Annotated in this window: 25 protein-coding genes; 15 read left to right on the forward strand and 10 right to left on the reverse strand. The window is 66.4% G+C overall.

Annotated features, from left to right (window positions below; genetic code table 11):
- Positions 1-28: 28 nt before the first annotated feature.
- The 3 genes from QGN30_RS23615 to QGN30_RS23625 all read right to left on the reverse strand — a co-directional run bounded on the left by QGN30_RS23615 (position 29) and on the right by QGN30_RS23625 (position 3,987).
- Positions 29-835, reverse strand: a complete 807-nt coding sequence (locus tag QGN30_RS23615; RefSeq protein ID WP_014381835.1) for an MlaE family ABC transporter permease — start codon at positions 833-835, stop codon at positions 29-31.
- A gap of 372 nt (positions 836-1,207) precedes the next feature.
- Positions 1,208-2,413: a CaiB/BaiF CoA transferase family protein gene (locus QGN30_RS23620; protein WP_009951816.1), complete on the reverse strand. Its 1,206-nt coding sequence runs from the start codon at positions 2,411-2,413 to the stop codon at positions 1,208-1,210.
- Positions 2,410-3,987, reverse strand: coding sequence for an aldehyde dehydrogenase family protein (locus QGN30_RS23625; RefSeq protein WP_095562456.1), 1,578 nt, complete (start codon positions 3,985-3,987; stop codon positions 2,410-2,412). The genes QGN30_RS23620 and QGN30_RS23625 overlap by 4 nt, the downstream gene beginning before the upstream one ends.
- 252 nt (positions 3,988-4,239) lie before the next feature.
- Between QGN30_RS23625 and QGN30_RS23630 the strand changes: the two genes are divergently transcribed.
- From QGN30_RS23630 to QGN30_RS23655, 6 genes are all read left to right on the forward strand, one after another.
- A complete protein-coding gene (locus QGN30_RS23630) occupies positions 4,240-4,941 on the forward strand; it encodes an SDR family NAD(P)-dependent oxidoreductase (RefSeq protein ID WP_009951813.1) in 702 nt (233 codons plus the stop codon).
- 57 nt (positions 4,942-4,998) lie between these two features.
- Positions 4,999-5,196 (forward strand): ferredoxin, encoded by a 198-nt coding sequence (locus QGN30_RS23635; protein ID WP_009951811.1) that lies wholly within the window; start codon positions 4,999-5,001, stop codon positions 5,194-5,196.
- A gap of 46 nt (positions 5,197-5,242) precedes the next feature.
- Entirely contained in the window at positions 5,243-6,607 is a 1,365-nt protein-coding gene (locus QGN30_RS23640) for a cytochrome P450 (protein WP_014379197.1), read from the forward strand.
- Between the two features lie 100 nt (positions 6,608-6,707).
- Positions 6,708-7,151, forward strand: a complete 444-nt coding sequence (locus tag QGN30_RS23645) for a hypothetical protein (RefSeq protein ID WP_172417488.1) — start codon at positions 6,708-6,710, stop codon at positions 7,149-7,151.
- 32 nt (positions 7,152-7,183) lie between these two features.
- The gene (locus QGN30_RS23650) at positions 7,184-8,062 is read left to right on the forward strand and encodes a hypothetical protein (protein WP_038535065.1); all 879 of its coding nucleotides are present in this window, start codon (positions 7,184-7,186) and stop codon (positions 8,060-8,062) included.
- Positions 8,059-8,631 (forward strand): hypothetical protein, encoded by a 573-nt coding sequence (locus QGN30_RS23655; protein WP_038535063.1) that lies wholly within the window; start codon positions 8,059-8,061, stop codon positions 8,629-8,631. The genes QGN30_RS23650 and QGN30_RS23655 overlap by 4 nt, the downstream gene beginning before the upstream one ends.
- A 90-nt stretch (positions 8,632-8,721) precedes the next feature.
- On the opposite strand, the gene QGN30_RS23660 is transcribed toward QGN30_RS23655, so the two are convergent.
- The 4 genes from QGN30_RS23660 to QGN30_RS23675 all read right to left on the reverse strand — a co-directional run bounded on the left by QGN30_RS23660 (position 8,722) and on the right by QGN30_RS23675 (position 13,144).
- A complete protein-coding gene (locus tag QGN30_RS23660) occupies positions 8,722-9,981 on the reverse strand; it encodes an IS30 family transposase (protein ID WP_165576433.1) in 1,260 nt (419 codons plus the stop codon).
- A gap of 230 nt (positions 9,982-10,211) precedes the next feature.
- Positions 10,212-11,387: an acyl-CoA dehydrogenase family protein gene (locus tag QGN30_RS23665; protein ID WP_038535061.1), complete on the reverse strand. Its 1,176-nt coding sequence runs from the start codon at positions 11,385-11,387 to the stop codon at positions 10,212-10,214.
- Positions 11,371-12,369, reverse strand: coding sequence for an acyl-CoA dehydrogenase family protein (locus tag QGN30_RS23670; RefSeq protein ID WP_248923500.1), 999 nt, complete (start codon positions 12,367-12,369; stop codon positions 11,371-11,373). The genes QGN30_RS23665 and QGN30_RS23670 overlap by 17 nt, the downstream gene beginning before the upstream one ends.
- Positions 12,370-12,493: 124 nt before the next feature.
- Positions 12,494-13,144: a nitroreductase family protein gene (locus tag QGN30_RS23675; RefSeq protein WP_014383861.1), complete on the reverse strand. Its 651-nt coding sequence runs from the start codon at positions 13,142-13,144 to the stop codon at positions 12,494-12,496.
- Between the two features lie 224 nt (positions 13,145-13,368).
- On the opposite strand from QGN30_RS23675, the gene QGN30_RS23680 reads away from it, so the two are divergent.
- The 6 genes from QGN30_RS23680 to QGN30_RS23705 all read left to right on the forward strand — a co-directional run bounded on the left by QGN30_RS23680 (position 13,369) and on the right by QGN30_RS23705 (position 18,496).
- Positions 13,369-13,749 (forward strand): carboxymuconolactone decarboxylase family protein, encoded by a 381-nt coding sequence (locus tag QGN30_RS23680; RefSeq protein ID WP_009952143.1) that lies wholly within the window; start codon positions 13,369-13,371, stop codon positions 13,747-13,749.
- A gap of 9 nt (positions 13,750-13,758) precedes the next feature.
- Positions 13,759-14,652 carry an NAD(P)-dependent oxidoreductase gene (locus tag QGN30_RS23685; RefSeq protein WP_038535058.1) on the forward strand — a complete coding sequence of 298 codons (894 nt, stop codon included), beginning with the start codon at positions 13,759-13,761 and terminating at the stop codon, positions 14,650-14,652.
- Positions 14,653-14,921: 269 nt separating this feature from the next.
- Positions 14,922-16,013: an amidohydrolase family protein gene (locus QGN30_RS23690; protein WP_014379185.1), complete on the forward strand. Its 1,092-nt coding sequence runs from the start codon at positions 14,922-14,924 to the stop codon at positions 16,011-16,013.
- Between the two features lie 40 nt (positions 16,014-16,053).
- Complete coding sequence (locus QGN30_RS23695) at positions 16,054-17,199, forward strand: amidohydrolase family protein (RefSeq protein ID WP_009952148.1); 1,146 nt, start codon at positions 16,054-16,056, stop codon at positions 17,197-17,199.
- 1 nt (position 17,200) lies between these two features.
- Positions 17,201-17,614, forward strand: a complete 414-nt coding sequence (locus QGN30_RS23700; RefSeq protein ID WP_026071476.1) for a Rieske (2Fe-2S) protein — start codon at positions 17,201-17,203, stop codon at positions 17,612-17,614.
- A 15-nt stretch (positions 17,615-17,629) separates the two neighbouring features.
- The gene (locus QGN30_RS23705) at positions 17,630-18,496 is read left to right on the forward strand and encodes an alpha/beta fold hydrolase (RefSeq protein WP_009952150.1); all 867 of its coding nucleotides are present in this window, start codon (positions 17,630-17,632) and stop codon (positions 18,494-18,496) included.
- A gap of 26 nt (positions 18,497-18,522) precedes the next feature.
- On the opposite strand, the gene QGN30_RS23710 is transcribed toward QGN30_RS23705, so the two are convergent.
- Positions 18,523-18,996 (reverse strand): hypothetical protein, encoded by a 474-nt coding sequence (locus QGN30_RS23710; RefSeq protein WP_038535053.1) that lies wholly within the window; start codon positions 18,994-18,996, stop codon positions 18,523-18,525.
- Positions 18,997-19,032: 36 nt separating this feature from the next.
- Here QGN30_RS23710 and QGN30_RS23715 point away from each other — a divergent pair, with 36 nt between their 5' ends.
- The 3 genes from QGN30_RS23715 to QGN30_RS23725 are packed head-to-tail and all read left to right on the forward strand — an operon-like array spanning position 19,033 to position 21,834.
- The gene (locus tag QGN30_RS23715; RefSeq protein ID WP_042792234.1) at positions 19,033-20,337 is read left to right on the forward strand and encodes an NADH-ubiquinone oxidoreductase-F iron-sulfur binding region domain-containing protein; all 1,305 of its coding nucleotides are present in this window, start codon (positions 19,033-19,035) and stop codon (positions 20,335-20,337) included.
- Complete coding sequence (locus QGN30_RS23720; protein ID WP_008253702.1) at positions 20,334-20,630, forward strand: ferredoxin; 297 nt, start codon at positions 20,334-20,336, stop codon at positions 20,628-20,630. The genes QGN30_RS23715 and QGN30_RS23720 overlap by 4 nt, the downstream gene beginning before the upstream one ends.
- 28 nt (positions 20,631-20,658) lie before the next feature.
- Entirely contained in the window at positions 20,659-21,834 is a 1,176-nt protein-coding gene (locus QGN30_RS23725; RefSeq protein ID WP_248923499.1) for an acyl-CoA dehydrogenase family protein, read from the forward strand.
- On the opposite strand, the gene QGN30_RS23730 is transcribed toward QGN30_RS23725, so the two are convergent.
- Positions 21,835-22,791 (reverse strand): LLM class F420-dependent oxidoreductase, encoded by a 957-nt coding sequence (locus QGN30_RS23730; RefSeq protein WP_009952155.1) that lies wholly within the window; start codon positions 22,789-22,791, stop codon positions 21,835-21,837. It abuts the gene before it with no gap.
- A gap of 21 nt (positions 22,792-22,812) precedes the next feature.
- On the reverse strand, positions 22,813-23,556 hold the full coding sequence (locus QGN30_RS23735) for a hypothetical protein (protein WP_014383856.1): 744 nt from the start codon (positions 23,554-23,556) through the stop codon (positions 22,813-22,815).
- Positions 23,557-23,567 lie beyond the last annotated feature (11 nt).

The raw sequence follows: 23,567 nt of genomic DNA on the forward strand, positions 1-23,567 counted from the left end.
TTACACCTCCTTCGTCACTACTTGGCCGCTACTTGGCCGAAAATCGGATGCCGATGGCGGTGACAACCACGTTGACGACCATCAGGGACATGAACGCATACACCACGGTTTCGTTGACGGCGTTGCCGACGGCCTTGGCGCCACCGCCGGTGATCGTCAACCCGCGATAGCACGCGACCAATCCGGCAATAAGGCCGAAAAGCGCTGCCTTGACGCAAGAAATGATCACTTCCGGCACGCCGGTGAGCAAGGTGATGCCCGCAGCGAACGCGCCTGGGTTGACGTCTTGAATGAACACCGAGAAGGCGTAGCCACCGACGATGCCGATGATGACGACCAGACTGTTCAGCAACAGGGCCACCAGCCCCGCGGCCAGCATGCGCGGAGTCACCAGGCGCTGCACCGGATTGATGCCGAGCACCTCCATCGCGTCGATCTCTTCTCGGATGGTTCGCGACCCCAAGTCCGCGCACATCGCCGTGGAGCCGGCGCCGGCCACGATCAACACGGTCACCATGGGGCCGATCTGAGTGACGGCACCGAACGCCGCGCCCGCGCCGGAAAGGTCCGCGGCACCGAGTTCCCGCAGCAAGATGTTCAGGGTGAAGCTGACCAGAACGGTGAACGGGATGGCCACCAACAATGTCGGCGCAATCGCGACCCGCGCGATGAACCACGACTGCTCGAGAAACTCACGCCACTGGAACGGGCGCTGAAACAAGAACTTGACCGCGTCCGCCGACATCGCGAACAACCCACCGATCGCCTGTGCCGGCTTGGAGCCGCGCCCCAACATGATCCCGGGTGACCAGCGGTCAGCCCCTTTATTCGCCATGGGAACAACACCCTTTCGGCATTACGAGACTGCCAGTCTTGTTCCGGCGCAAGGCCTGCGGTAGATTCGGCAGAACCGGCGCCCGCGAAGCCGTGCCGCCGATGGCGAAATGCGCAGCGGGCGGCCGCATTTCGGAGTCGACATCCGGTACGACAGCCGCGACCTCGGTCACGCCAGTCCTCCGTTCTGCTGCGGGAGTCGGCGCTGCAAAACGGGTGGCCCCACGTCTTGAAGCGTCCGGAGATTATGACTCATGCGCCGTCCCGGCGGAGCGAAAAAGGCATAACCGTTATCGGACTCCGCAACGCCGGAACGGCGACGCGGCACGGGTGGGTCGCAACAAACATGTTCGGCATCAGGCAAACTCCAGTCCTAGGTGACGGCGCCGGCCGTCTTGAGCTCGATGATGCGGTCCCAATCGAGTCCGAGTTCCATCAGAATTTCGTCGGTCTGCTCAGCGAACCCGGGGGCCGGTCCGGTCTGTGGCGCTGCGACGTCGAACTGTACCGGGTTGGCAACCAATTCGAGCTCACCCGCTCGCACCATGTACTCGTTCGAGCGGATCTGCGCGTCGTCGACGGCTTGCAGGGTGTCCTGCACCGGCGCCCACGGCCCGGACAGCGTCGCGAAGCGTTCGCTCCACTCGGCCAGGGTGCGGGTTGCGATGGCCTTGCTCAAAAGCTCCACCGCTTCCGCCGTGTTGGCGGCAATCTCCTCCACCGTGGCGAAGCGCGGATCGTCGGCCAGCTCCGGCAGGTCGACGTGGCGGCACACGTCAGCCCAGAACTTGGTGGGCTGCATCATCACAAAGGAGATGTAGCGGCCGTCGGACGTCGTGTACAGCCCCACCAACGGATTGTTGGGCGCGCCGTGCACGCCGGGCGGGGGCGCTTCGAGCCGCTGCCCCAGATGCTTGGTCAGCGCGACGGTGTGCCCCATCGACCACAGCCCACTGCCCAGCAGTGACACGTCGACGACGGACGGTTCGCCGGTGCGCTCACGTTTGAGCAGCGCGGCCGCGATGCCGCCGGCGAGGTTGGTTCCCGAGATGGTGTCGCCGTAGGCGGGTCCGGGCGGGGCGATCATCCCCGGCATCCCGGCGGGGGTGATGGTCGCCGCGGTTCCCGCCCGGCACCAGAAGGCGGTCATGTCGTAGCCACCCTTCTCCGCCTCGCCGCCGCGCGGGCCGAGTGCGCTGCCGCGGGCGTAGATGATGTTCGGGTTGACCGTACGAATGTCGTCGACGTCGATGCCGAACTTGTTCCGATGAGCGGGAAGGAAGCTGGTCAGGAACACGTCGGAGCGACGGGCCAGCTCGTAGAGCACTTCCTTGCCCTCGGGCACCGACATGTCCAGCCCGATGCTGCGCTTGCCGCGGTTGGCGTGCTCGATGTTGGGGTTGGGATCGCCTTCGACGCGCAACATCCCGGTCTGGCGCAGCCCGCGCTGCGGGTCGCCGGTCACCGCGTGCTCGACCTTGACCACGTCGGCGCCCCATTCGGCGAGCACCGCGCCCGCCGACGGGACGAACCCGTACATGGCGACTTCCAGCACCCGGATGCCCTCCAGCGGCCTCACGCGCCCGCCCCCTTGGTCGGCACCGCGGGAACGGCGAACGTCTTGCGCTCCAGGAACTCCTCCAACCCGGCCACCCCCATCTCGCGGCCGACGCCCGACTGCTTGAAGCCCCCGAACGGGCTGTCGGCGCCGAAATAGTTGCCGCCGTTGATCGAAAACGATCCGGCCCGGATCCGGCGCGCCACGGCCAGCGCCCGGTCCTGGTCGCGGCTGAACACCGCGCCCGCCAGGCCGTAGATCGAGTTGTTCGCGATGCGCACCGCATCGTCGTCATCGTCGAACGCGATCACCGCGAGCACCGGCCCGAAGACCTCGTCCTGGGCGATCTCGCTGTCGGGATCGACGTTGGTGAGCAGCGTCGGCGCATAGAAATAGCCGGGATCGAGCCGCTTGCCGCCCGTGACCAGGGTTGCCCCGGCGGCGACGGCGCGCTGGACCATGCCGTCGACCTTGTCCCGCTGCCGTTCGTTGATCAGCGGGCCCATGTAGGTCTTGGGGTCGGCCGGGTCGCCGTGGCTCACCTTGGCGAAGTTCTGCGCGATGAGGTCGACGATTTCGTCGTGGTGCGATCGGGGCACCAGGAGCCGCGACGTGAGCGCGCACCCCTGGCCGGCGTGGGTCACCATGCTGAAGGCTGCGAACAGCGCCGCGTTGGCGAAGTCGGCGTCGTCGAGCATGATCGCCGCCGACTTGCCGCCCAGCTCCAAAAAGACGCGCTTGACGGTCTGGCTGGCGGCGGCCATGATCTTGCGCCCGACCTCGGTCGATCCGGTGAAGGTGGTGACGTCGACGTCCGGGCTGGTGGTCAGCGCGACCCCGGACACGGGATCCGACGAACTGAGCACGTTGACCACGCCGGCGGGAATGTCGGTGTGGTTGGCGATCAGCTCGCCGAGCGCCAAGGTGACCAGCGGCGTGTCCGGGGCGCCCTTGAGCACGACCGTGCATCCCGCGGCAAGCGCCGGCGCCAGCTTGGCGAGCGCGAGCTGGTTCGGATAGTTGTAGGCGATGATGGCGCCGACCACCCCGGCGGCTTCCTTTTCCACCCAGCGGTGGTGCAGCATGCCCCGCGATTCCCGTTCCCCGAGGTCCTCGGAGAACTGATAGGTGCGCAGCAGGTCCGCGTAGAAGCGCACGATGCCGATCGGCTCGTCGAGCTGCGCGCCCTGGGTCAGCGCGCGGGTGGCGCCGACCTCGGCGATGGTGAGCTCACGCAACTCGTCGGCGTGCTCGACGAGCGCCCGGTGCAGCTGGTCGAGGCAGCGAATGCGCAACTCGACATCGGTGGGCCAGTCGGTGCTGTCGAACGCGCGACGCGCCGCCGCGATCGCCGCTTCGGCCTCCTCGGCGCCGGCGTCCGGCGCGTGCCCGATGACAGCGCCCGTCGCGGGATTGATCGAAGCGAACGTCTTGCCGGCGGCGACGAGGCGGCCGTCGATCAACAGGCGGCGGTCTGCGCCTGACCCCGGGCCCGGCTCAGGCGCGGCTTCCGCGATGGTCGCTGTGGACCCAACGGCGGGTTCTGCCGTGTCCTGGGCAGGCATGCCGGTACCCCCTGGTGTGGTGACGATCACGATAATTTCATTCTCTTCCCCGGCGAATCTTACATTCGAGTTTCGATAATTCAAGAAAGTCTCAGGAATGAGATCGAGGTGCTGACCAGCGGCGCAAACGGCCAGAAGTTGCCCCCGAGGCCCTCTCGACGCAGGCCGAACGCGGTTTCGCGGGCGTGTTGCACGCCACTCCGCGTGGAGAGTAGGGTTCTCATAATTGTAAGGGAGATTCTTTGTGGCTGAAATGGCCCCCGTCGGAGTAGAGGCCTCAAGATGAAGACTGCGGTGGTCACCGGTGGCGGATCCGGCATCGGCCTTGCCGTCGTGCAGCGCCTACGCGCCGACGGCTTGAACGTCGCCACCATCGACCTGCGGCCGTCGGACGCCGAATTCACCTTCACCGCCGACGTGACCGACCGGTCGCAAGTGGACGCCGCGCTCTCGGCGATCCGCGCCCAACTCGGCCCGGTGACGGTGCTGGTCAACGCCGCCGGGCTGGACGGCTTCAAGAAGTTCCACAACATCACCTTCGAGGACTGGCGGCGGGTGATCGACGTCAACCTCAACGGCGTCTTCCACACCGTCCAGGCGGTGCTGCCCGACATGGTCGAGGCCGGCTGGGGACGCATCGTCAATATCTCTTCGTCGAGCACACATTCCGGCGCGCCCTACATGAGTCACTACGTGGCGGCCAAGTCGGCGGTCAACGGCCTCACGAAATCGCTGGCACTCGAATACGGGCCCAAGGGCATCACGGTCAACGCCGTGCCGCCCGGCTTCATCGACACCCCGATGCTGCGCGCCGCCGAGAAGAACGGCTTCCTCGGCGACATCGAAGAGACCATCGCCCGCACCCCGGTCCGTCGCATCGGCACACCCGAGGACATCGCCGCGGCGTGCGCGTTTCTGGTGTCCGAGGAAGCCGGCTACATCACCGGTCAGATCTTGGGCGTCAACGGCGGTCGCAACACCTGAGCGGTGGCGATTCGTCGACGGTGCCCGGCAACCAGCATCAGGTGAGAGGAGACAGCCGTGAAGGTTTGGGTGGATTCGCAGCGATGCCAGGGCCATACCCTGTGCGCGATGATCGCTCCGGATTCGTTTCAGCTCAGCGACATCGACGGCAGCTCGTCGGCGATCGACGAAGTGGTGCCCGCCGATCGGGAGGACCAGGTTCGTGAGGCGGCGCAGTCCTGTCCGGAGCAGGCCATCATGATCACCGAAGACTGAGCCGGCACCGAAGTCGTAGAAGCGAAACACTGAGGGAGACAGAGCGTTGAGTGTCGACGACGTCGTCAATGACGGTGACCGGAAGAAGAACCGATACCACTTCGATCGGCATTCTTCCGAGTATCGGTCGCAGTTCAAGGCCATCACCGAAGAGATGCACGCCAAGTGCCCCATGGCCTGGACGGATACCTACGGCGGCCACTGGGTGGCGGCCGGCAGCCACGAGGTCTTCGAGCTGGCGCGCTGCCCGGCGGTCTCCAACGACCACGACATCCACGGCGAACGCCGTGGCTATAAAGGCATTTCGATCCCCACGGCCAGCCGCGTCAGCGCCGTCCGCGGCGGCATCCTGGAGATGGACGACCCCGAGCACCGCACCTACCGGACCGTGCTCAACCCTTATCTGTCCCCGGCCGCGATCAAGCGCTGGGAGCCGTTCATCGACGACGTGACGCGCGCCTGCCTCGACGAGAAGATCGAGGGCGGCAGCATCGACTTCGTCGACGACCTCGCCAACATCGTGCCCGCCGTCTTCACCCTGGCCATGCTCGGCATCCCGCTGAAGAAGTGGAACATGTACAGCGAGCCGGTGCATGCCGCGGTCTACACACCCGAGCACTCCCCCGACATCGAGCGGGTCACCGCGATGCACCGGGAAATGGGACTCGACATGGTCAACAACATGATCGAGATCCGCGCCAATCCGCGGCCAGGAATCGTGAACGGTCTGCTCCAGATGCGCATCGACGGCGAGCCCGCCCCGGAACTGGAGATCCTCGGCAACCTCGGGTTGGTCATCGGCGGTGGCTTCGACACCACGACCGCACTCACCGCGCACTCGCTGGAGTGGCTTTCGGAGCACCCGGAGCAACGGCAGCTGCTCAGCGACGAGCGCAAGACCCTGCTCGACCCGGCGACCGAAGAGTTCCTGCGCTACTTCACCCCGGCACCCGGGGACGGCAGGACCTTCGCCGAAGACACCGAACTCGACGGCACCCGGTTCAAAGAGGGCGAGCGGCTGTGGATTTCGTGGGCGATGGCCAACCGAGACCCCGCGGTGTTCCACGACCCGGACGAGATCATCCTCGACCGTAAGGGTAACCGGCACTTCAGCTTTGGGCTCGGGGTCCACCGATGCATCGGGTCGAATGTGGCACGCACGGTGTTCAAATCCATGCTGACCGCGGTTCTCGACCGGATGCCCGACTACAAGTGCGATCCCGAGGGGACCGTCCATTACGAGACTATCGGTGTCATCCAGGGCATGCGTAAGCTGCCGGCGACCTTCACGCCCGGCCGCAGGATCGGAGCCGGCCTGGACGAGACGCTCGAAAAGCTCCAACGCATTTGCGACGAACAAGAGCTCGCCCGGCCGATCACCGAACGCAAGGAAGCCGCGGTCATCGACTAGGTAGGCCTGGACGGACCAATCGTTGACGGCCGCAATTTTTCCGAGTAGGCCTGTTCAGCGTGACCGCCCCCTATATTTGGGCGCAAGCGCGTGTGCAGAGATGGGAGACGCAACGGTGAAGCGATTCGCAGTGAGCCTTGCGGTTGCCATGGCCGCGCTGACCATCGCGCCGACCGCCCACGCGGACATGCTGTATTCCAACTACAGTGTGAACTCGGACCGGGATCCCGGCCATTTCTGGGTTTGGTCGATCAACCCGTGCTTCCCTAATCAGCCGGGATGCCTGCAGATCTACGCGACTCCGCAGCCCAACGGGCAGGCGACGGTCTACCGGGGAGAGGCCCGCCTGTCCAACGGCCGCTACACCATGGCCGTCGACGTGCCCGATGGTGTGCGCTGCGTGGTCCAGTTCTTTCCCTCGCATGATGTTTACTCGTGGGATGCGGTGACGCTGGCGGGTCAGGTCGACTCGACGTTCGACACCGGTTGCGGTGGCGGACCGGGGGGCACCAACAGTTGGCCGTTCACGCTCGTGCGATTCTAGCCGCGTGAGAGGTACAGGAGTCGGTAAGCACGATGGCTGAGGCCAAAGAACCGCCGCGCGATTCGGCCACGTCGAAAGCCGATGCCAGGGCATTGCTCGAGGAAGCCGAGGCCGAAGCAGCCGAAGCCGAAGCGCTTGCCGCAGCGGCGCGCGCCCGCGCCCGCGCCGCCAGGCTCCGGCGCGAAGCGCTGGACGAAGCCCGAAAAGAGGCCGAGGCAAAGGCCGCCGAGGACAAGGCCGCCGAGGAGAAGGCCGCCGAGGAAGCAACCGACACCGACGGGCCGAAGGCCGACGACGACGTCGCCGACACCGACGAGGCAACCGACGCCGACGAGGCGGAGACCGAGAAAGAAGAAGTCTCCGACGAAACCTCCGAAGACGCGGAACCGGAAACCGAGCCGGCCCGCAGCCGGCGGCGCTTGCGAATGCCGCCGCTGTCCGTGACGTGGAAAGTGGCCGTCATCCTGCTCATCTGCGCCTTCGTCGCGGCCAGCGGATACATGATGTGGAACCGCCATGAAGTCAACGAGCGCAGCCAGCGGATCGCGAACTTCGTCGCGGGAGCCAGACAAGGTGTCGTCAACTTGACTTCCATGGACTGCAATAAGGCCAAGGAGGACGTCCAGCGGGTGATCGACAGCTCGACCGGCCAGTTCCACGACGACTTCCAGGCCCGCGCAAAAGATTTCACGACCGTCGTCGAGCAGTCCAAGGTGGTTACCAAAGGAACCGTGAACGCGGCGGCCGTGCAATCCATCAACGGCGATTTCGCGTTGGTTCTCGTCGCGGCGACGTCGCGCATCACCAACGCCGCGGGCGCCAAAGACGAACCGCGCAATTGGCGGCTCAAGGTGACCGTCAAAAACGACGGCGGGCAATACAAGATGTCCAACGTGGAGTTCATCCCATGAGTGAGGACGAGCCCAGCATCGACACCGCCGACGAGTCTGCCGACCGAACCGAGGGCAGCGAAACAAGTGCCCCACCGGCGCGGCGCAGGGTGAAAGTCGTTCCCGCGATTCTGATTGCGCTGCTGCTGCTTTCCGGTGGTGGGGCGACGTGGCTGTACTTCAAGCAGTACCGGCCCGATAAGCAGACAGACGCCAGCGTCGCGACCACGGTCGTCAATGCCGCCTCCGACGGAACGGTCGCGCTGCTCTCCTACTCGCCCGACTCTCTCGACAAAGATTTCGCCACCGCCAAGTCGCACCTGTCCGGCGACTTCTTGTCGTACTACAACCAGTTCACCGAGCAGATCGTGGCTCCGGCGGCCAAACAGAAGTCACTGAAGACCACCGCTCGAGTGTTGGGGGCCGCGGTCCAGGAGTTGCATCCGAATTCGGCAGTCGTGCTGGTGCTGGTCGATCAGAGCACCACGAGCAAGGACAACCCCGACCCAGCGATGGCGTCGAGCAGCGTGCTGGTGAGCCTCACCCGGGTCAACGGCAAGTGGCTGATCACCAAATTCGACCCTGTCTAAAACACATTAGGTGTCGCCGGGTCGCATCGTCATCGAGTGTGAATCCGCGGCTTTGACTGTGCGCTGAGGGCGGCGACACGCCGGGTGGTTTCAAGGTTTGGTTGCAACAGTGGTTTGTGGCGGGTTTGACAGTAGCCGGTTGAGGACTTGGGCGGGGCTGTCCCAGCCGAAGCGTTTGCGTGGGCGTTCGTTGAGTTCAGCGGCGACTTCGGCGAGGTAGTCGGCCGAGTGCACGGATAAGTCGGTGCCTTTCGGAAAGTATTGGCGCAATAGGCCATTGGTGTTTTCGTTGCTGCCGCGCTGCCAGGGTGAGTGTGGATCGCAAAAGTAGATGTCGATGCCGGCGTCGATACTGATGCGGGCATGGCGCAACATTTCGTGGCCTTGGTCCCAGGTCAGCGAGCGCCGCAATGCCTGGGGCAGGGTTTTGATGGTGGCGATCATCGCATCAGCCACCGTCTCAGGGTCGCGACGGGCGGGCAGGTGCAGCAGTTGCACGAACCCGGTGGAACGTTCGACCAGGGTGCCGATCTGAGAGTGTTGATTTTTGCCCAGGATTAAGTCACCCTCCCAGTGCCCGGGCACCGCGCGGTCAGCGGCCTCAGCGGGCCGCTCACTGATGTTGACCATGCCCGGAATTCGGCCGCAGCCGCTACGGGCGCCGACTCTGGCCCGTGGCTTGCGCAATGCCCGCCCGGTCCGCAAACACTTAGTCAGCTCGCGGCGTAGCTCCCCGCGTCCTTGCACGTAGAGCGCCTTGTAGATGGTTTCGTGGGACACCTGCATCTCCGGGCGGTCGGAATACGTCGTGGCCAACATCCCGGCAATCTGCTCCGGGCTGTACTTCTTGACCAACCACGCTTGCACCTGATCACGCAACGCAGGGCAGCGACCCAGCTTGCCGATCTTGGGCCGGCGCGCTCGCTGCTCGCTGCGAAGCTGAGCAATCCGCGCCGAATAGCCCGATTTCGCATCCACGCCCGCTCGGCGGGCTCCGAAGCGGTAACGAGAACGATAACGGCCCACATACCCCCGCATGACGCCGTTGTTGGCGATCTCGCGCATGACTGTCGACGGGGCCCGGCCCAACCGGGCTGCCATCGAGCGAATCGATTCGCCCTGAGCGGCGCCGATCATGATCTGTTCACGCTCATCAGCCGACAACCGCGGCCGTTTCTGCCCCTGAGGGGCTAACCATCGCGGATTCACACCACCAAACCTGCGAAACCACTTGCCGCCGCACGTCGCCGACACGCCGACCGCAACCCCGGCGTCCTCCGAGGACACCCCGGACGCGATCAACTCCCAATACCGGCGCTGCACCGACAACAACTGAGGCTGACCCGTCATCAACACCCCTAACTACGAAGTGTTGCAATCACCCCTTGAGCCCAAGCCGGTGGCTGCCACCGTGGCTTCACGCTCAAAGCCGTGGCTTCACGCTGCGCGGCGGCCCGTCGCCATGCTGAGCACATGGCCTTCCCCACCGCGTTGCCGTGCTTGCCGGCCAGCTGGCAACTCCGGACGTGGTCCGGATCCCGTTGCCCAGCAAGTTCTCTGGACAGGCGCTTTGATACGCGCTAGGCGCGCGGGAGGCCGAGCACCCGCTGGGCGATGATGTTGCGCTGGATTTCCGACGTGCCGCCGGCGATGGTCCCCGAGAAGCTGCGGGCGAAGCGCTCAAACCAGCTGGCGAAGTAGTGGTCGAGATTCATGTGCGCATACGGTCCGGTCTGGCCGGGCTGGACTAGCCCATCGGCGCCCGCGGAGGTCAGCGCCAGTTCCATCCCGCGCAACTCCGCTTCGGAGCCGAGCAGCTTGAGCACCGAGATCGCGGCCACGTCGTCTTCGCCACGGGCGGTGCGGGCCAGGGCGGCCGAGCCCAGCAGGCGCAGCGCCTGCCGGTCCATGATCGTCGTGGCGTACTGGTCGCGCTCGACATCGGTGGTGGGGTGGAAGTCGTCGATCATGTTCTCGAGACGGTCCGCAAAGCCCAGCCACATCATGGTGCGCTCGTGGCCCAACGAACCGTTGGCCACCATCCATCCCTGGTTGAGTTCACCGACCAGGTTTTCGGCCGGCACCCGCACGTCGGTGAAGAACACCTCGTTGAAGTCCAAATCGTCGATCGAGCAGATCGACGGGAAGGGCCGGCGGACGACGCCGGGGGTGTCGGTGGGGATGACCAGCGCGCTGATTCCCTTGTGCTTCGGCGCATCTGGATTCGTCCGCACGAAGGTCAACAAGAAGTCGGCGTCGTGGGCCCCGGAGGTCCACACCTTCTGCCCGTTGACGACGAAGTGATCGCCGTCAAGCACCGCGCGGGTGCGTAGCGACGCCAGGTCAGAACCCGCGCTGGGCTCGCTCATCCCCAGCGACGCGGTCATCTCGGCGCGCAGGACGGGCACGGCCCAGCGTTGTTTCTGCTCATCGCTGCCGAACGACAACAGCGATGCCGCAACGATATTGACGCCCTGCGGGTTGAAGCTGTGATAGATGCGGCGGCGGCTCAGTTCCTCCAGGTAGACGAACTGCTGCAGCACGGTCGCGTTGCGGCCACCGTATTCCGGTGGCTGGCTCGGCAACAACCAGCCGTTGTCGAAGAGGAGCCGTTGCCAACGTCGCGCCCACTGCGGCATGTGCGACACCGACCGCGGGCGCTCGCTCGTTTCGCTTGCGGGAGGCAGGTTTTCGTCGAGGAAGGCCGAAAACTCGGACCGGAACGCCTCGACGTCGGGATCAAAAGTCAGCTGCACGATATTCCTCGGCGATCCGCGCCCGATGCTCCGCCGCGCCGCCCAGCATGAGTTCGCCCGCCTTCGCGCGCTTGAGCGCGAACTGCAGGTCGTTCTCCCACGTGAATCCCATGGCGCCGTGCAGCTGCAAGCCGTGACGGAAGACCAGCGACTGGCACTCCCCCGCCGACGCCTTGGCCATCGCGGCCGCCAGCCGGCGGCGCGGATCGTCCGCCGCGATCGTCAATGCCGCGAAGTACGCCAACGCCCTCGCCCGTTGCACCGCGACGTGCATGTCGGCGGCCTTGTGCTGCACGGCCTGGAACGAGCCGATCGGCACACCGAACTGCTGGCGGCTACTCACGTGCTCGAGCACCAGGTCGAGGATGCGTTGGCAGGCGCCGACCATGGTGATTGCCATGCCCGTCAACGCAATATGGTGCGCGCGCTCGTCGTCCACGCTGATACGGGCGGTGTCGGGGACCCGGACCTCGCCGAACGACAGGTCGGCCACGTGCAGGACGGGGTCGAAGACCGCCGTGCGGCGGGCCGACACCTGGCTGGACGGCGCGATGAACACGCCCGCGTCGGTCACCACCGCGAGGCGGTCGACGCGATCGCCGTCGAGCACATCGCGCGCGGTGCCGTCCAACACCCAGCCTTCGGCGTCGCGGTATGCCACCACCCCGCCGTACACGGCCGTGCCCGACTCGTGCGGGTCGAAGCGATCCGCCACCAGCGGCGCGAACTGGCTCATCGTCGCCAGGAACGGTGTGGGATCGGTGGCGCGGCCCAGCTCTTCGAGAACGATGGCGAGCTCGACCGTGCTCTCCGGGTCGTTCAGCTCGGTCCAGCCCTGATCCACATAGGACTTCCACAGCGGGCTCGGGTCGACGCCTTCTTCGGCCACGCTGCGCACCAGCGAGGGCGGGCACTGCTTGGTGACGGCATCGCGCACCGTGTCCTGCCACAGTCGCTGATCAGCATCGAACTCCAACAGCATCCGCGCCGCCTCTCGTCGTGACTGTCACGGCGAGAATATCATTCTCGGTTCTGGAAGTAATAATCTCTGAATCCGGGCATGGGTTCACCGAACGGTGCGTGACGAGCCGGATCGCTGAGGCCACCTAGTCGCTGGTCAGCAGCCCGTCGGCGGCTCCATCCCAGCGGTCGAGGTTCACGAACTCGGCAAGCGGACGGCGGCGCAGCGGCCCGTGTTTGCCCTTGGGCCATCCGACCACGATGTGCCCGGCGACCATCCAGCCGTCGGGGATACCGACGGCATCGCGCAGCAGCTGCTCACCGCCGTACGAGGCCCAGCTGGTCATGCAGGCGCCGAGCCCCTGTGCACGAGCGGCGAGCAGAAAGTTCTGCATGGCGGGGAAGATCGAACCGCCCAGCAGCAGTTCCGATGCCGTCGGGTAGTGCGCCTGCGCGAACAGCACCGACGTGAATTCACCGGCGCGGTCGTGCAATTCGTAGGTCGCGCGGTAGGTGCGGGCGCGACGGCTGTTGTCGCCGTCGGCGGGCCGGCTCATTCCGTAGACCGGCTCGATCACCTGCAGTGCGTGGGCGGCGGCCTTGGCCACCACGGCGCGCTGCTCGGGCGACCGCAGCACCACGAAACGCCAGCCCTGGGCATTGGCGCCGGAGGGGGCCCATCGCGCCGCCTCGAGGCACCGCGTCAGGGTCGCGTCGTCCACCGGTTGGTCGGTGAAGCGCCGGATCGTTCGGGCGGTCGCCATGACTTCCCAGACGTCGGCGCTTGCTCCGGTCATCGCGTCTCCTCCACGTCGAGGTTCGTTTCGCTCGTATTCTTGTTCACCGCAGGCGAATTGGGACGCGGTGACGTTCCGTGGGGAACGACGAGGTGAGCGGGAAGGTCCATGTGAACCTCGACTGTAGACCTCGCGGTTTTGGCGCGGTGCAAGACTGCGCTCAGGCAGTTCGAGCTCAGCGGCAACCACCGCGGCCGCCGCACCCGGAGTGGAGGAGGAAGACATTGGATCGCGAAACCTATGAGCGGGGGCTGCAAATCCGCTCCGAGGTACTGGGGGCGGACTACGTCGAGCGCGCGCTGGCCGGAGCGGACGACTTCACCGGGCCCCTGCAGGATCTCGTCACCGAGTACTGCTGGGGCGCCGTGTGGGGTCGCGACGAACTGCCGCGCAAGACCCGCAGCATGCTCAACCTCGCGATGATCGCAGTGCTCAATCGGCCGAACGAATTGCGGATGCACGTCAAGGCGGCGCTGACCAACGGTGTCACCCGCGAGGAGATTCGCGAGATCTTTCTGCAGGTGGCCATCTACGGCGGCGTGCCGGCCGCGGTCGACAGCTTTCGCATCGCCCGCGAGGCGTTCGCCGAGCTGGACCGGGACTAGGGGCGCATCATGGAGATCGGCTTCATCGGGTTGGGAAACATGGGCTTTCCCATGGCCTGCCGCCTCATTCAGGAAAAGCACGACGTCGTCGCCTTCGACACGCGCAGCACCGCACTCGCGCGCGTCGTGGCGCTGGGGGCACGCCCGGCGTCGTCACCCCACGAGGTCGCCGATCGCGCCGACACGGTGCTGGCCAGCCTGCCCACACCCGGGGTGTCGCTGGAGGTGGCCACCGGCCCGGCGGGCGTGATCGAGGGCGAACGGATCAAGCGCTACGTCGACTTGTCCACGGTCGGTAGCCAAATGGCGATGCGGATCCACGGCCTGCTCGCCGAACGGAACATCGCGCGGATCGACAGCCCGGTCAGCGGAGGTGTGGGCGGCGCGGAGAAGGGGACGCTGGCGCTCATGGTGTCCGGGCCCCGCGGCGAATTCGAGGCCATCCGAACGGTGCTCGACGCCCTCGGCCGGCCCGTGTATGTCGGGGACACCCCCGGTTCGGCGCAGACGATGAAGCTGGCCAACAACATCCTGGCGGCCAACGTCTTGGCCGCGACGGCCGAAGTGGTCGTCATGGGGGTCAAGGCCGGGCTCGACCCGGGCGTGATGATCGAGGTGCTCAACGCGGGGTCGGGCGCGACGAGCGCGAGCCGCGACAAGTTTCCCCGCGCGATCCTGCCGCGCACCTTCGACTACGGCTTTGCCACCGGCCTGATGGTCAAGGATGTGCATCTTTACCTCGACGAGGCCAAGGCGCTCGGCGTGCCCGCCGAGGTCGCGGAGGCGACCGCCCGGCTGTGGGAGGCCGTCGCCCGCGACGAGGGGCCCGATTCCGATTTCACGACGGTGATCAAACCGCTCGAGAGGGCCGCCGGCGTCACGGTGGGCCCGTCCCCGGCCTAGCTCGCGCGGGGGCCACAGCAAGTTTGTGAGGAGTGCGCGCGGCGCGGGCCACGCGGATCGTATCCCTGGACAACCCGGAGAATGGTATTATCCGTAATGAAGAACGACACTTGCTCAGTAACCCGCAAAATGCCCGCTACCAGCTATAACGACTAAACGGAACGCTTACCGAAAACCTATTGATTGAGCGCTCAGCAAAATGTTAGATTGGCTATTCACATGACCTCGCACGGCTCGTTGTTGGCCGCCGGAGCCGAAGGGTGGCTCTCGTGATCACACACGCTGACGGGACAAGCACACCGCTGATCGACGCGAGCGTGCACATCTTCTTCCCGTCCAACAAGGCGCTGCGGAAGACCCTGCGGGAGCCGTTCAAGAGTCGCGGCTTCCCCGATTACGAGATGGACTGGTACGGCGCCCCCGGCGGGGAGTACGCGCCCAACACCGAGGGGCCGGACCGGCAGTACCCCGGGTCGGATCCGGATTTCGTTGCCGCCGAACTCTTTACGAAGCGCGGGGTCGACGTGGCGGTCCTGCATCCGATGGGCCGTGGCATCATGCCGGACCGGCATCTGGGCAGCGCGCTGCACGCCGCGCACAACGAAATGATGGTGTCGAACTGGCTCGAGTCCAGCGAGTTCGGCGAGCGGTTCCGCGGCACCATCCGGGTGAACCCCGACGACATCCCCGGCGCGTTGCGGGAGATCGAGAGATGGCGTTCCCATCCGCGCGTGGTTCAGATCGGCGTCCCGCTGCAGTCCCGCGAGCTGTATGGCAAACCGCAGTTCTGGCCGATCTGGGAAGCCGCGGTCGACGCCGGCCTGCCCGTCGCCGCGCACATCGAGGTGGGGTCGGGCATCGCGTTTGCGCCGACGCCATCAGGGAACACCCGAACCTACGAGCAGTACGTCAGCTTCATGGCGCTGAACTACCTGTATCACCTGATGAACATGATCGCCGAGGGGGTTTTCGAGCGGTTCGACGGCCTCAAGTTCGTGTGGGGCGACGGCGCCGCCGACTTCGTGACGCCGTTCATCTGGCGGATGGACACCTTCGGCCGGCCGCACCTGGAGCAGACGCCGTGGTCCCCGCGGATCCCCAGCGATTATCTGCCCGGCCACGTGTATTTCGTCCAGGGCAGCCTCGACGGCCCCGGCGACGTCGAGTTCGCCGGCGAATGGTTCGGCTTCACCGGCAAGGACGACATGGTGATGTTCGGCTCCAGCTATCCGCACTGGCAGTGCGGCGATATCACGAAGCTGCCCCGCGCCCTGTCCGCCGAGCAGCGCGAGAAGTTGTGCTGGCGAAACGCCGCGCAGCTCTACGGCATAGACATTCCCGCCGGGGTGGGCGCACAGTAGAAGTGGACGCGGGCGGACCGAGAAAGACGAGGAGTTTCAGATGAGTTTGACCCATTCTCAGGAGCGGCTTCCCGCTGCCGAGCGCATCGCCGTCCGGTGCGTCGACTCGGACGTCCACCCGGCACCCAAGCGCGGAGAGCTCCTCCCGTACATCCCCGAGCCCTGGCGCAGTAAGTACTTCCTCACCCGCAACGTGGGTGAGCAGATCTACTACGACGCCCCGGACTACGCGCACTCGTATGCGATGCGGGTGGACTCCTTCCCCGCCAACGGCGAGTTCCCTTGCAGCGACCCGGACTTGGCGTTTCGCCAGCTGATCATGGAGGCCGGCTCCGACATCGCGATCCTGGAACCGGCGGCGTACCCGGCGCGCATTCCCGAAGCGCAACACGCGATGTCGGCCGCGCTCAACGACTGGCAGGCCAATCACTGGCTGGACAGCCACAACAACTGGCACGAGCGCTGGCGCGGTTCGATCTGCCTGGCCATCGAGGAGCCGGAAGAGTCGGTGCGCGAGATCGAGCGCTGGGCCGGACACCCGTACATGGCGCAGATCCTGATCAAGGCCGAGCCGCGGCCGTCATGGGGCCATCCCAAGTACGACCCGATCTGGGCGGCCGCAACCAAGCACGACATCACGGTGAGTTGTCACCTGTCGCGCAGCCACTTCGACGAGCTGCCGATGCCGCCGGTGGGGTACCCCAGCTACAACCACGATTTCATGGTGACCTACTCGCTCCTGGCCGCCAACCAGGTGATGAGCCTGATCTTCGACGGCGTCTTCGATCGGTTCCCGACGCTGCGGATCGTGTTCGTCGAGCACGCGTTCAGCTGGATCCTGCCGTTGATGTGGCGCATGGATGCGATCTACGACGCCCGCAAGTCGTGGGTGGACATCAAGCGCAAGCCCTCGGAATACGTCAAGGACCACATCAAGTTCACCACCCAACCGCTGGACTACCCCGAGGACAAGACCGAGCTGACCCGCGCGCTGGAGTGGATGGAGTGCGAGAAGATCCTGCTCTTCTCCTCGGACTACCCGCACTGGACGTTCGACGACCCGCGCTGGCTGGTCAAGCACCTGCCCAAGCACGCGCGCGACGCGGTGATGTACAAGAACGGCATCGCGACTTACCACCTGCCCGAGACCGTTCCGGTTCTCGAGGGTCAGACCCGGGTGCTCTGAATTGACGACCCAAGAGGAAGGGGCAACCACCAGGCGCCCCGAGCCCCGTCTCGCCCAGGGCCGTGAACATGTAGTCGCCACCGTGGACGAAATCCCGCCGGGCACACACAAACTGGTACCGATCGGACGTCACGGTGTCGGTGTCTACAACGTCAACGGCACCTTCTACGCCATCGCGAATTACTGCCCCCACCAAGGAGGGCCGCTGTGTTCGGGACGTGCCCGAGGACGCACGATCGTCGACGAGACCGCGCCCGGTGACTCGGTCATGGTGCGCGACCTGGAATACATCTACTGCCCGTGGCACCAATGGGGTTTCGAGCTGGCGACCGGCACCACCGCGGTCAAGCCGGAGTGGAGCATCCGCACCTATCCGGTGCGCGTCGTCGGCAAAGACGTTTTGGTACAGGCCTAACAACAGGAGAATCGGGTGCCTTCTATCGAGATCAACGGGGGAAATGTCGTCTACGAAATCCTCGGTGACTCGGGCGATCTCATTGCCCTGACGCCGGGCGGCCGTTTCAGCAAGGAGATCCCCGGCCTGCGCCCACTGGCCGACGCGCTGGCCGCGGGCGGCTATCGGGTGCTGCTGTGGGACCGCCCCAACTGCGGCGCCTCGGACGTGCAGTTCTACGGGCAGAGCGAGTCCCACATGCGCGCCGAGACGCTGCACAAGCTGGTGACCGGCCTGGGCTTCGAGCGCTGCATTCTCGCCGGAGGCTCTGGCGGGGCGAGGGATTCGATGCTCACCACGATGCTCTACCCCGAGATGGTCACCAAGCTCGTGGTGTGGAACATCGTCGGCGGCATCTACGGCACCTTCGTGCTCGGTTCCTTCTACATCGTTCCCAGCATCCTCGCGGTGCGCGGCACCGGCATGGACGGCGTGGTGAAGGTGCAGGAATGGCGGGAGCGCATCGAGGAGAACCCGGACAACAAGCAGCGGTTCCTCGACTTCGACAAAGACGAATTCCTCAAGGTGATGCTGCGCTGGCTCAACGCGTTCGTTTCCAAGCCGGGGCAGACGATTCCCGGCGTCGAGGATGAGATGTTCGACCGGATCAAGGTCCCCACCTTGATCATTCGCGGCGGCGAGAACGACATGGATCACCCCAAGCGGACGTCGCTGGAGGTCAGTTGCTTGATCAAGGGGTCAAAGCTCATTGATCCGCCCTGGCCCGAGGACGCCTGGGAGCGCGCGTCCGAAGACCGCGCCGCCGGCAGGGTGCAGCATTTCAACATGTTCGACACGTGGGTGCAGGCGGCGCCCGCGATCCTGGAATTCCTGGGCTCGTAATGTCCCTACGTCGTCTTTTGTGGTTCCTACCGGGTGCGAATGTGGACCTCGCAATTGAGCGACGCCTCCAGCGCCGTGTGCACACGGCTTTCCGGAATCCGTTCGAGGTCTTTCTCCCGAAGCGTCACGTGCACGATGTCGAAGCCGTCGTCGCCCGGGGTTCGCTCGATGTCACCGGTCAGCCCGAAGGCGGACAGCACCCCGTGTGCGTCGTCGTTGGTCCCCCGGCTGACGAAGGTGATCACGCCCGGGCGCGGGGTCGTGCCGAAAGCTTTGGCGCACACATTGATTGCGGTGTTCTGCGCGGCGGCGCTGTCTTCGGCCGCGATGAGCAATTCGACCTCGCGGCGGCGCACCGGCATCGTGGCGAGGTCGTTTTTGACCACGTCGGCGCCCACCGCGGTCGCGAGCTCGTGGAGAGCTGCCATGCCGTCACGTAGTTGTGCGGGTGTGAGCCCGCTTTCCGGGTCGACGTTGACACGCACCACGGCAGTTCGCATGTGTGCAAGCCTAACTAAGACGATGGCAGGCCAGCTTTGAACACCACCCAGTCCGCAACCACCACCGCCGTCCCCGCCGGGTGCTCGCCACGGCTGCTGTCCGAGCAGACGGGCCGGGAAGACCTGGCCGCCTATCGGCAGGCCGGCGGCTATCACCCGCTGACCGACACCGACGCGTTGCTGGGCGAGGTGGAGGCCGGCGGACTGGTGGGCCGGGGCGGCGCGGCGTTCCCGCTTGCGGTGAAACTGCGGACGGTGCGCGAGAACGGGCGCCTGATGGCGGACACCGGGGGCCCCGTCGTGGTCGCGAACGGCGAAGAGGGAGAACCGGCGTCGATCAAGGACCGCTGGCTGCTGCGCAACCGTCCGCACCTGGTCTTGGACGGGCTGCGGTTGGCCGCAACGATTGTTGCCGCCGACCGCGCCTACCTCTATGTGTCGGACGCGGAGTCGGCGCACAGCGTCGAGACCGCGCTGGGCGAGCTGGGCCCCGACACGCTCGGCGTGCCGATCACCATGCTGGCCGTGCCGGCCGGCTACGTGGCCGGCGAGGAGACCGCGGCCGTCCGCGCGATCAACGGCGGCCCGGCCAAGCCAACGGACAAGCCGCCCCGCCCATTCGAGGCGGGCGTCGACGACCGGCCGACCTTGGTGAGCAACGTCGAAACCTTGGCCAACCTGCCTTACCTGCAGCGGCATGGCTCGGCGGCGTTCCGCGCGCAGGGCACGCCGCTGTCGCCGGGTACCTTCCTGGCCACCATTACCGGGGCCGGGCGCCCGCCGGTCCTCTACGAGCTTCCCCACGGCCTGCCGTTCACCGAATTGCTTGCCGTGCACGGCGTTCCGGCCGACCAAGTGCGCGGCGCATTGATGGGCGGCTACTTCGCCGGCCTGCTCAACCGCTCTGTGCTGGAGACGACGCTGGACCACGAGACGATGCGACGGGTCGGCAGCGGGCTGGGCTGCGGCGCGATCTCGGTCATCACGGACGACTGCCCCGTCGCCGTGGCGGCGTCGGTGCTGGCCTATTTCGACCGCGAGAACGCCGGACAGTGCGGCTCGTGCTTCAACGGGACGGCGGCGATGGCCGCGGCGGCCGGTGCCCTGCGTGACGGCGCCGCAACCCCAGAGGACGTCGAGCGGCTGCGACGCTGGTCGGTGGTGCTGCGCGGGCGCGGGGCCTGCGCGACCCTGGATGCCGCCACCAACGTGGCCGCCAGCCTGCTCGATCAGTTCCCGGACGAAGTCGGCGCGCACGTCGATGGCGCGTGCGCGGACTGCGCCCGCGGCGCGTTCCACGCCGAGCGCCCCTACGAGGCGGAAGCTGTGAGGCACGCATGAAAATCCGTCTGGACCGCACCATTTGCGACGGCTTCGGCATCTGCGCCAAACACGCGCCGGGATACTTCTCGCTGGACGACTGGGGGTATGCATCCCTGATCGGCGATGGCACGGTCGCGGAAGCGGACCGCGATGCGGTCATGCGGGCGCTGCTGGACTGCCCCGTGCACGCGATCACCGAAATCGGTCAGCGCACCGCTCGCGCCCCCCAGCCGCCACTCGCCGATGCCGAGGATCCGGCGGAAAACCTCAAAACCGAAGAGAACGAAGCCGAATGGGGTTTCACCCGTTGAACTTCTGCGGGCCTGAATTTTAGCGACCATGCAACTCACCTTTGACGCCGACGTTGAAACCTTCCGCGCGGAATTCGTCGCCTTTCTCGACGAACATCTGCCGGTGGAGGCCCAGGCCGCGGAGCGCCCCTCGTCGACCTCGCATGTGCCCGAGTGGTCGCGCCGCTGGCAGCGGCTCCAGTTCGACCACGGGTGGCTGCTGCCCGGAAACCCACCCGAATTCGGCGGCCGCAACGCCAACATCCTGCAGCAGTTCGTGCACCGCGACGAACTCTCGCGGCGCCGGATCTATCACTGCTTCAACCCCCAAGGCGTCGGCATTATCGCCGCGTCGCTGCTGTCCTTCGGGACCGAGGAGCAAAAGCAGCGCTGGGCCGTCCCGATTCTGCGGGCCGACAAGACCGCCTCACTGGGAATGAGTGAACCCGGCGCCGGCTCCGACCTGGCCGGGCTGCGGACGAAGGCCGAGTTGGTGGGCGATCACTTCGTGGTCAACGGGCAGAAGGTATGGACGTCGGGCGCCCATGACGCCGACGTCATCCTGACCTTCGTTCGCACCGACCCAGATGCGCCGCGGCACAAGGGGATCAGCGCCCTGCTCATCCCCACCGAAACCCCCGGGGTTCAGCGCCGCCCCTTCGCCTCGGTCTATGACCCCGACGAGCTGGACTTCAACGAGGTGTTCTTCAACGACGTCCGGGTGCCCGCGGACAACCTGGTCGGCCCGCTCAACGGCGGATGGCGGGTGGCCAACGGGTCGCTCGGCCACGAACGCACCCTGATGTGGATGGCGTTCGCGAACCGGCTCGAGCAACTGCTCGAGGACTACCGGCCGGCCGACGAGCTGAACGCGGACCACTACGCCACCATTGTGATGGACTACTACGCGCTGCGGCTGCTCGGTTCGGCGGCGCTGGGGCGCGCGGCCCGCGGCGACGTCGACGTCGCCGCCTTGTCGGTGCTGAAGGTCTTCGGTTCGGAGGCCGAGCAGAGCGCGCTGCGGCACGCGCTGGACGCTGCCGGCGCCGACGGGTTGCGCGCCAAGGGGCTGACGGCCCCGTACAACCCTTACGCCCCCGACCTTTTCACCGCCGGCTGGTTCGCCCGCTACATCAGCAGCTACGCGGGCACCATCGCCGGTGGCACGTCGGAGATTCAGCGCAACATCATCGCCCAGCGGGTCCTCGGCCTGCCGGCGCGCTGATCACAACTCCGGACACAGCGACGACAGGAAGTCCTGGGTCCGGCGCCGCGAGTCGGCCCGCTCGCCAACATCCTTGCCCAGCGGCACAATTCGCGCCGCCAGGTCGGTCACGCCCGCGTCACGGTAGCGGGACAACCGGGCGAGGATGGCCCGTTCATCGCCGGCCGCCATGGTGTCGCCGACGTCCTCGGCGTCGCCGTGTTCCAGCAGCCGCACGTAGTTCGGCGAGAAATCCGCGTGTCCGAGCACCTCGCTGGCGTACGCGCGGGCATCGCCGACCTCGTTGGCCGAGCACAGGGCGACGGGAACACCGGCGACGATTCGTGGCGCCTGCCGCCCGGCCCCGGTCGCCGCCGAGGTGATGCGCGGGACGACGTGGTCCGCGATCGCGCGCTCGTCGGCCATCCACAAGATGGTGCCGCCGGCCCGCTCGCCCGCGAGCCGCAGCATCGCCGGTCCCAGCGCCGACAACAAGATGGGCACGCCGTAGGCGTCCGTGACATCCACCGGCGAATGGACGCAATAGCTTTCGTTGTCGACGTCGACGCTGCCCGGTCCCGCGAAGGACGCGTTCAGCACGTCGAGGTAGTCGCCCATCAGGCGCGCCGGGCGGTCGTAGGCCAGCCCCAGTTGACCGTTGACGATCCAATGATGCGACGGACCGATGCCGAGCGTGAACCGCCCGCCGCACGCGATCTGCGTCGTCAAGGCTTGCTGCGCCATGATCATCGGGTGGCGCGTCTGGATCGGCACGACCGCGGTCCCGATCTCGATGCGATCGGTCGCCTGCCCGATGAGCGTCACGGCGGTCATCGCGTCGAGGTAGCCGGGAACCTGGGGAATCCAGAACGCGGCGAAGCCGGCGCTTTCGGCGCCCGTCCCGTCGTCGATCAGCCCGGCCAGCCGGTCCGCCCGCGCGCGCTCCTTGTCGGAGCCAACCATCAAGCCGATGCGCACGCGACCCTCGACTCTCGCCGTCTACGGGACATATCGATCCCATTCATAGGGCACCACCGCGAAAAACGGTGCGGCGAACAAGGGTTCGACGCGGTGATCGGCCCAGCGGTCGGTCAGCACCGGTCGCATCCGCTCCGCGGTGTCGACCGGGTCGTCAGCCAGGAAGCAGTACGTGATCGACTGATTGCCCTGAGCGCTGGCCAGTTTGGCGTCGACCCGGCGCGATAGTGCGGACCAGACACCGGTCACACCGTCGACTTCGAGCAGCGGGTCCGGCGATGCCGACCCGCGTTCGACCAACAGGTACACGCCCCGCGCGGGCAACCATGGCAGGACGTCCGACCCGGCCTTGATCCCGGGCGCCGCCGCCTTGTGCTGCACGTCGTACACGCCGCGCTCCACGGGTGGCAGCAAGGCAAGCTTGCGGCCGGCGTTGCCGAGCGCGGTGGACAATTCGTTGAAATCGTGCAGTCCGGCGACGTCGGTGAAGAAGTAGGTCATCACGTGGTCGACCGCGTTCAACGGCCCCTCGGTGAGCGCGCGTGCGGTGCGGCAGGCCGGCGTGGACACCAGGCGCAACGAGGCGCGCACCGCGGCCAGCCGGTGTTGTTCGGGGCGGTGGTCGAGGGTGTGCCAGCGCAGGTATTCGGCGTCCTTGCCCTCGGGGTGGCGCGTGGCCATGGACACGAACAGGGTGGTGATCCCGCCGTCGCCGGTGGCGAGGACCTCGGGGACCTCGTCCGAGGGTGTGCCGGGTAGATGCATCGCGTTCGTCC

The organism is Mycobacterium sp. 3-98 (genome assembly GCF_035918355.1).
GTDB lineage: Bacteria > Actinomycetota > Actinomycetes > Mycobacteriales > Mycobacteriaceae > Mycobacterium > Mycobacterium intracellulare.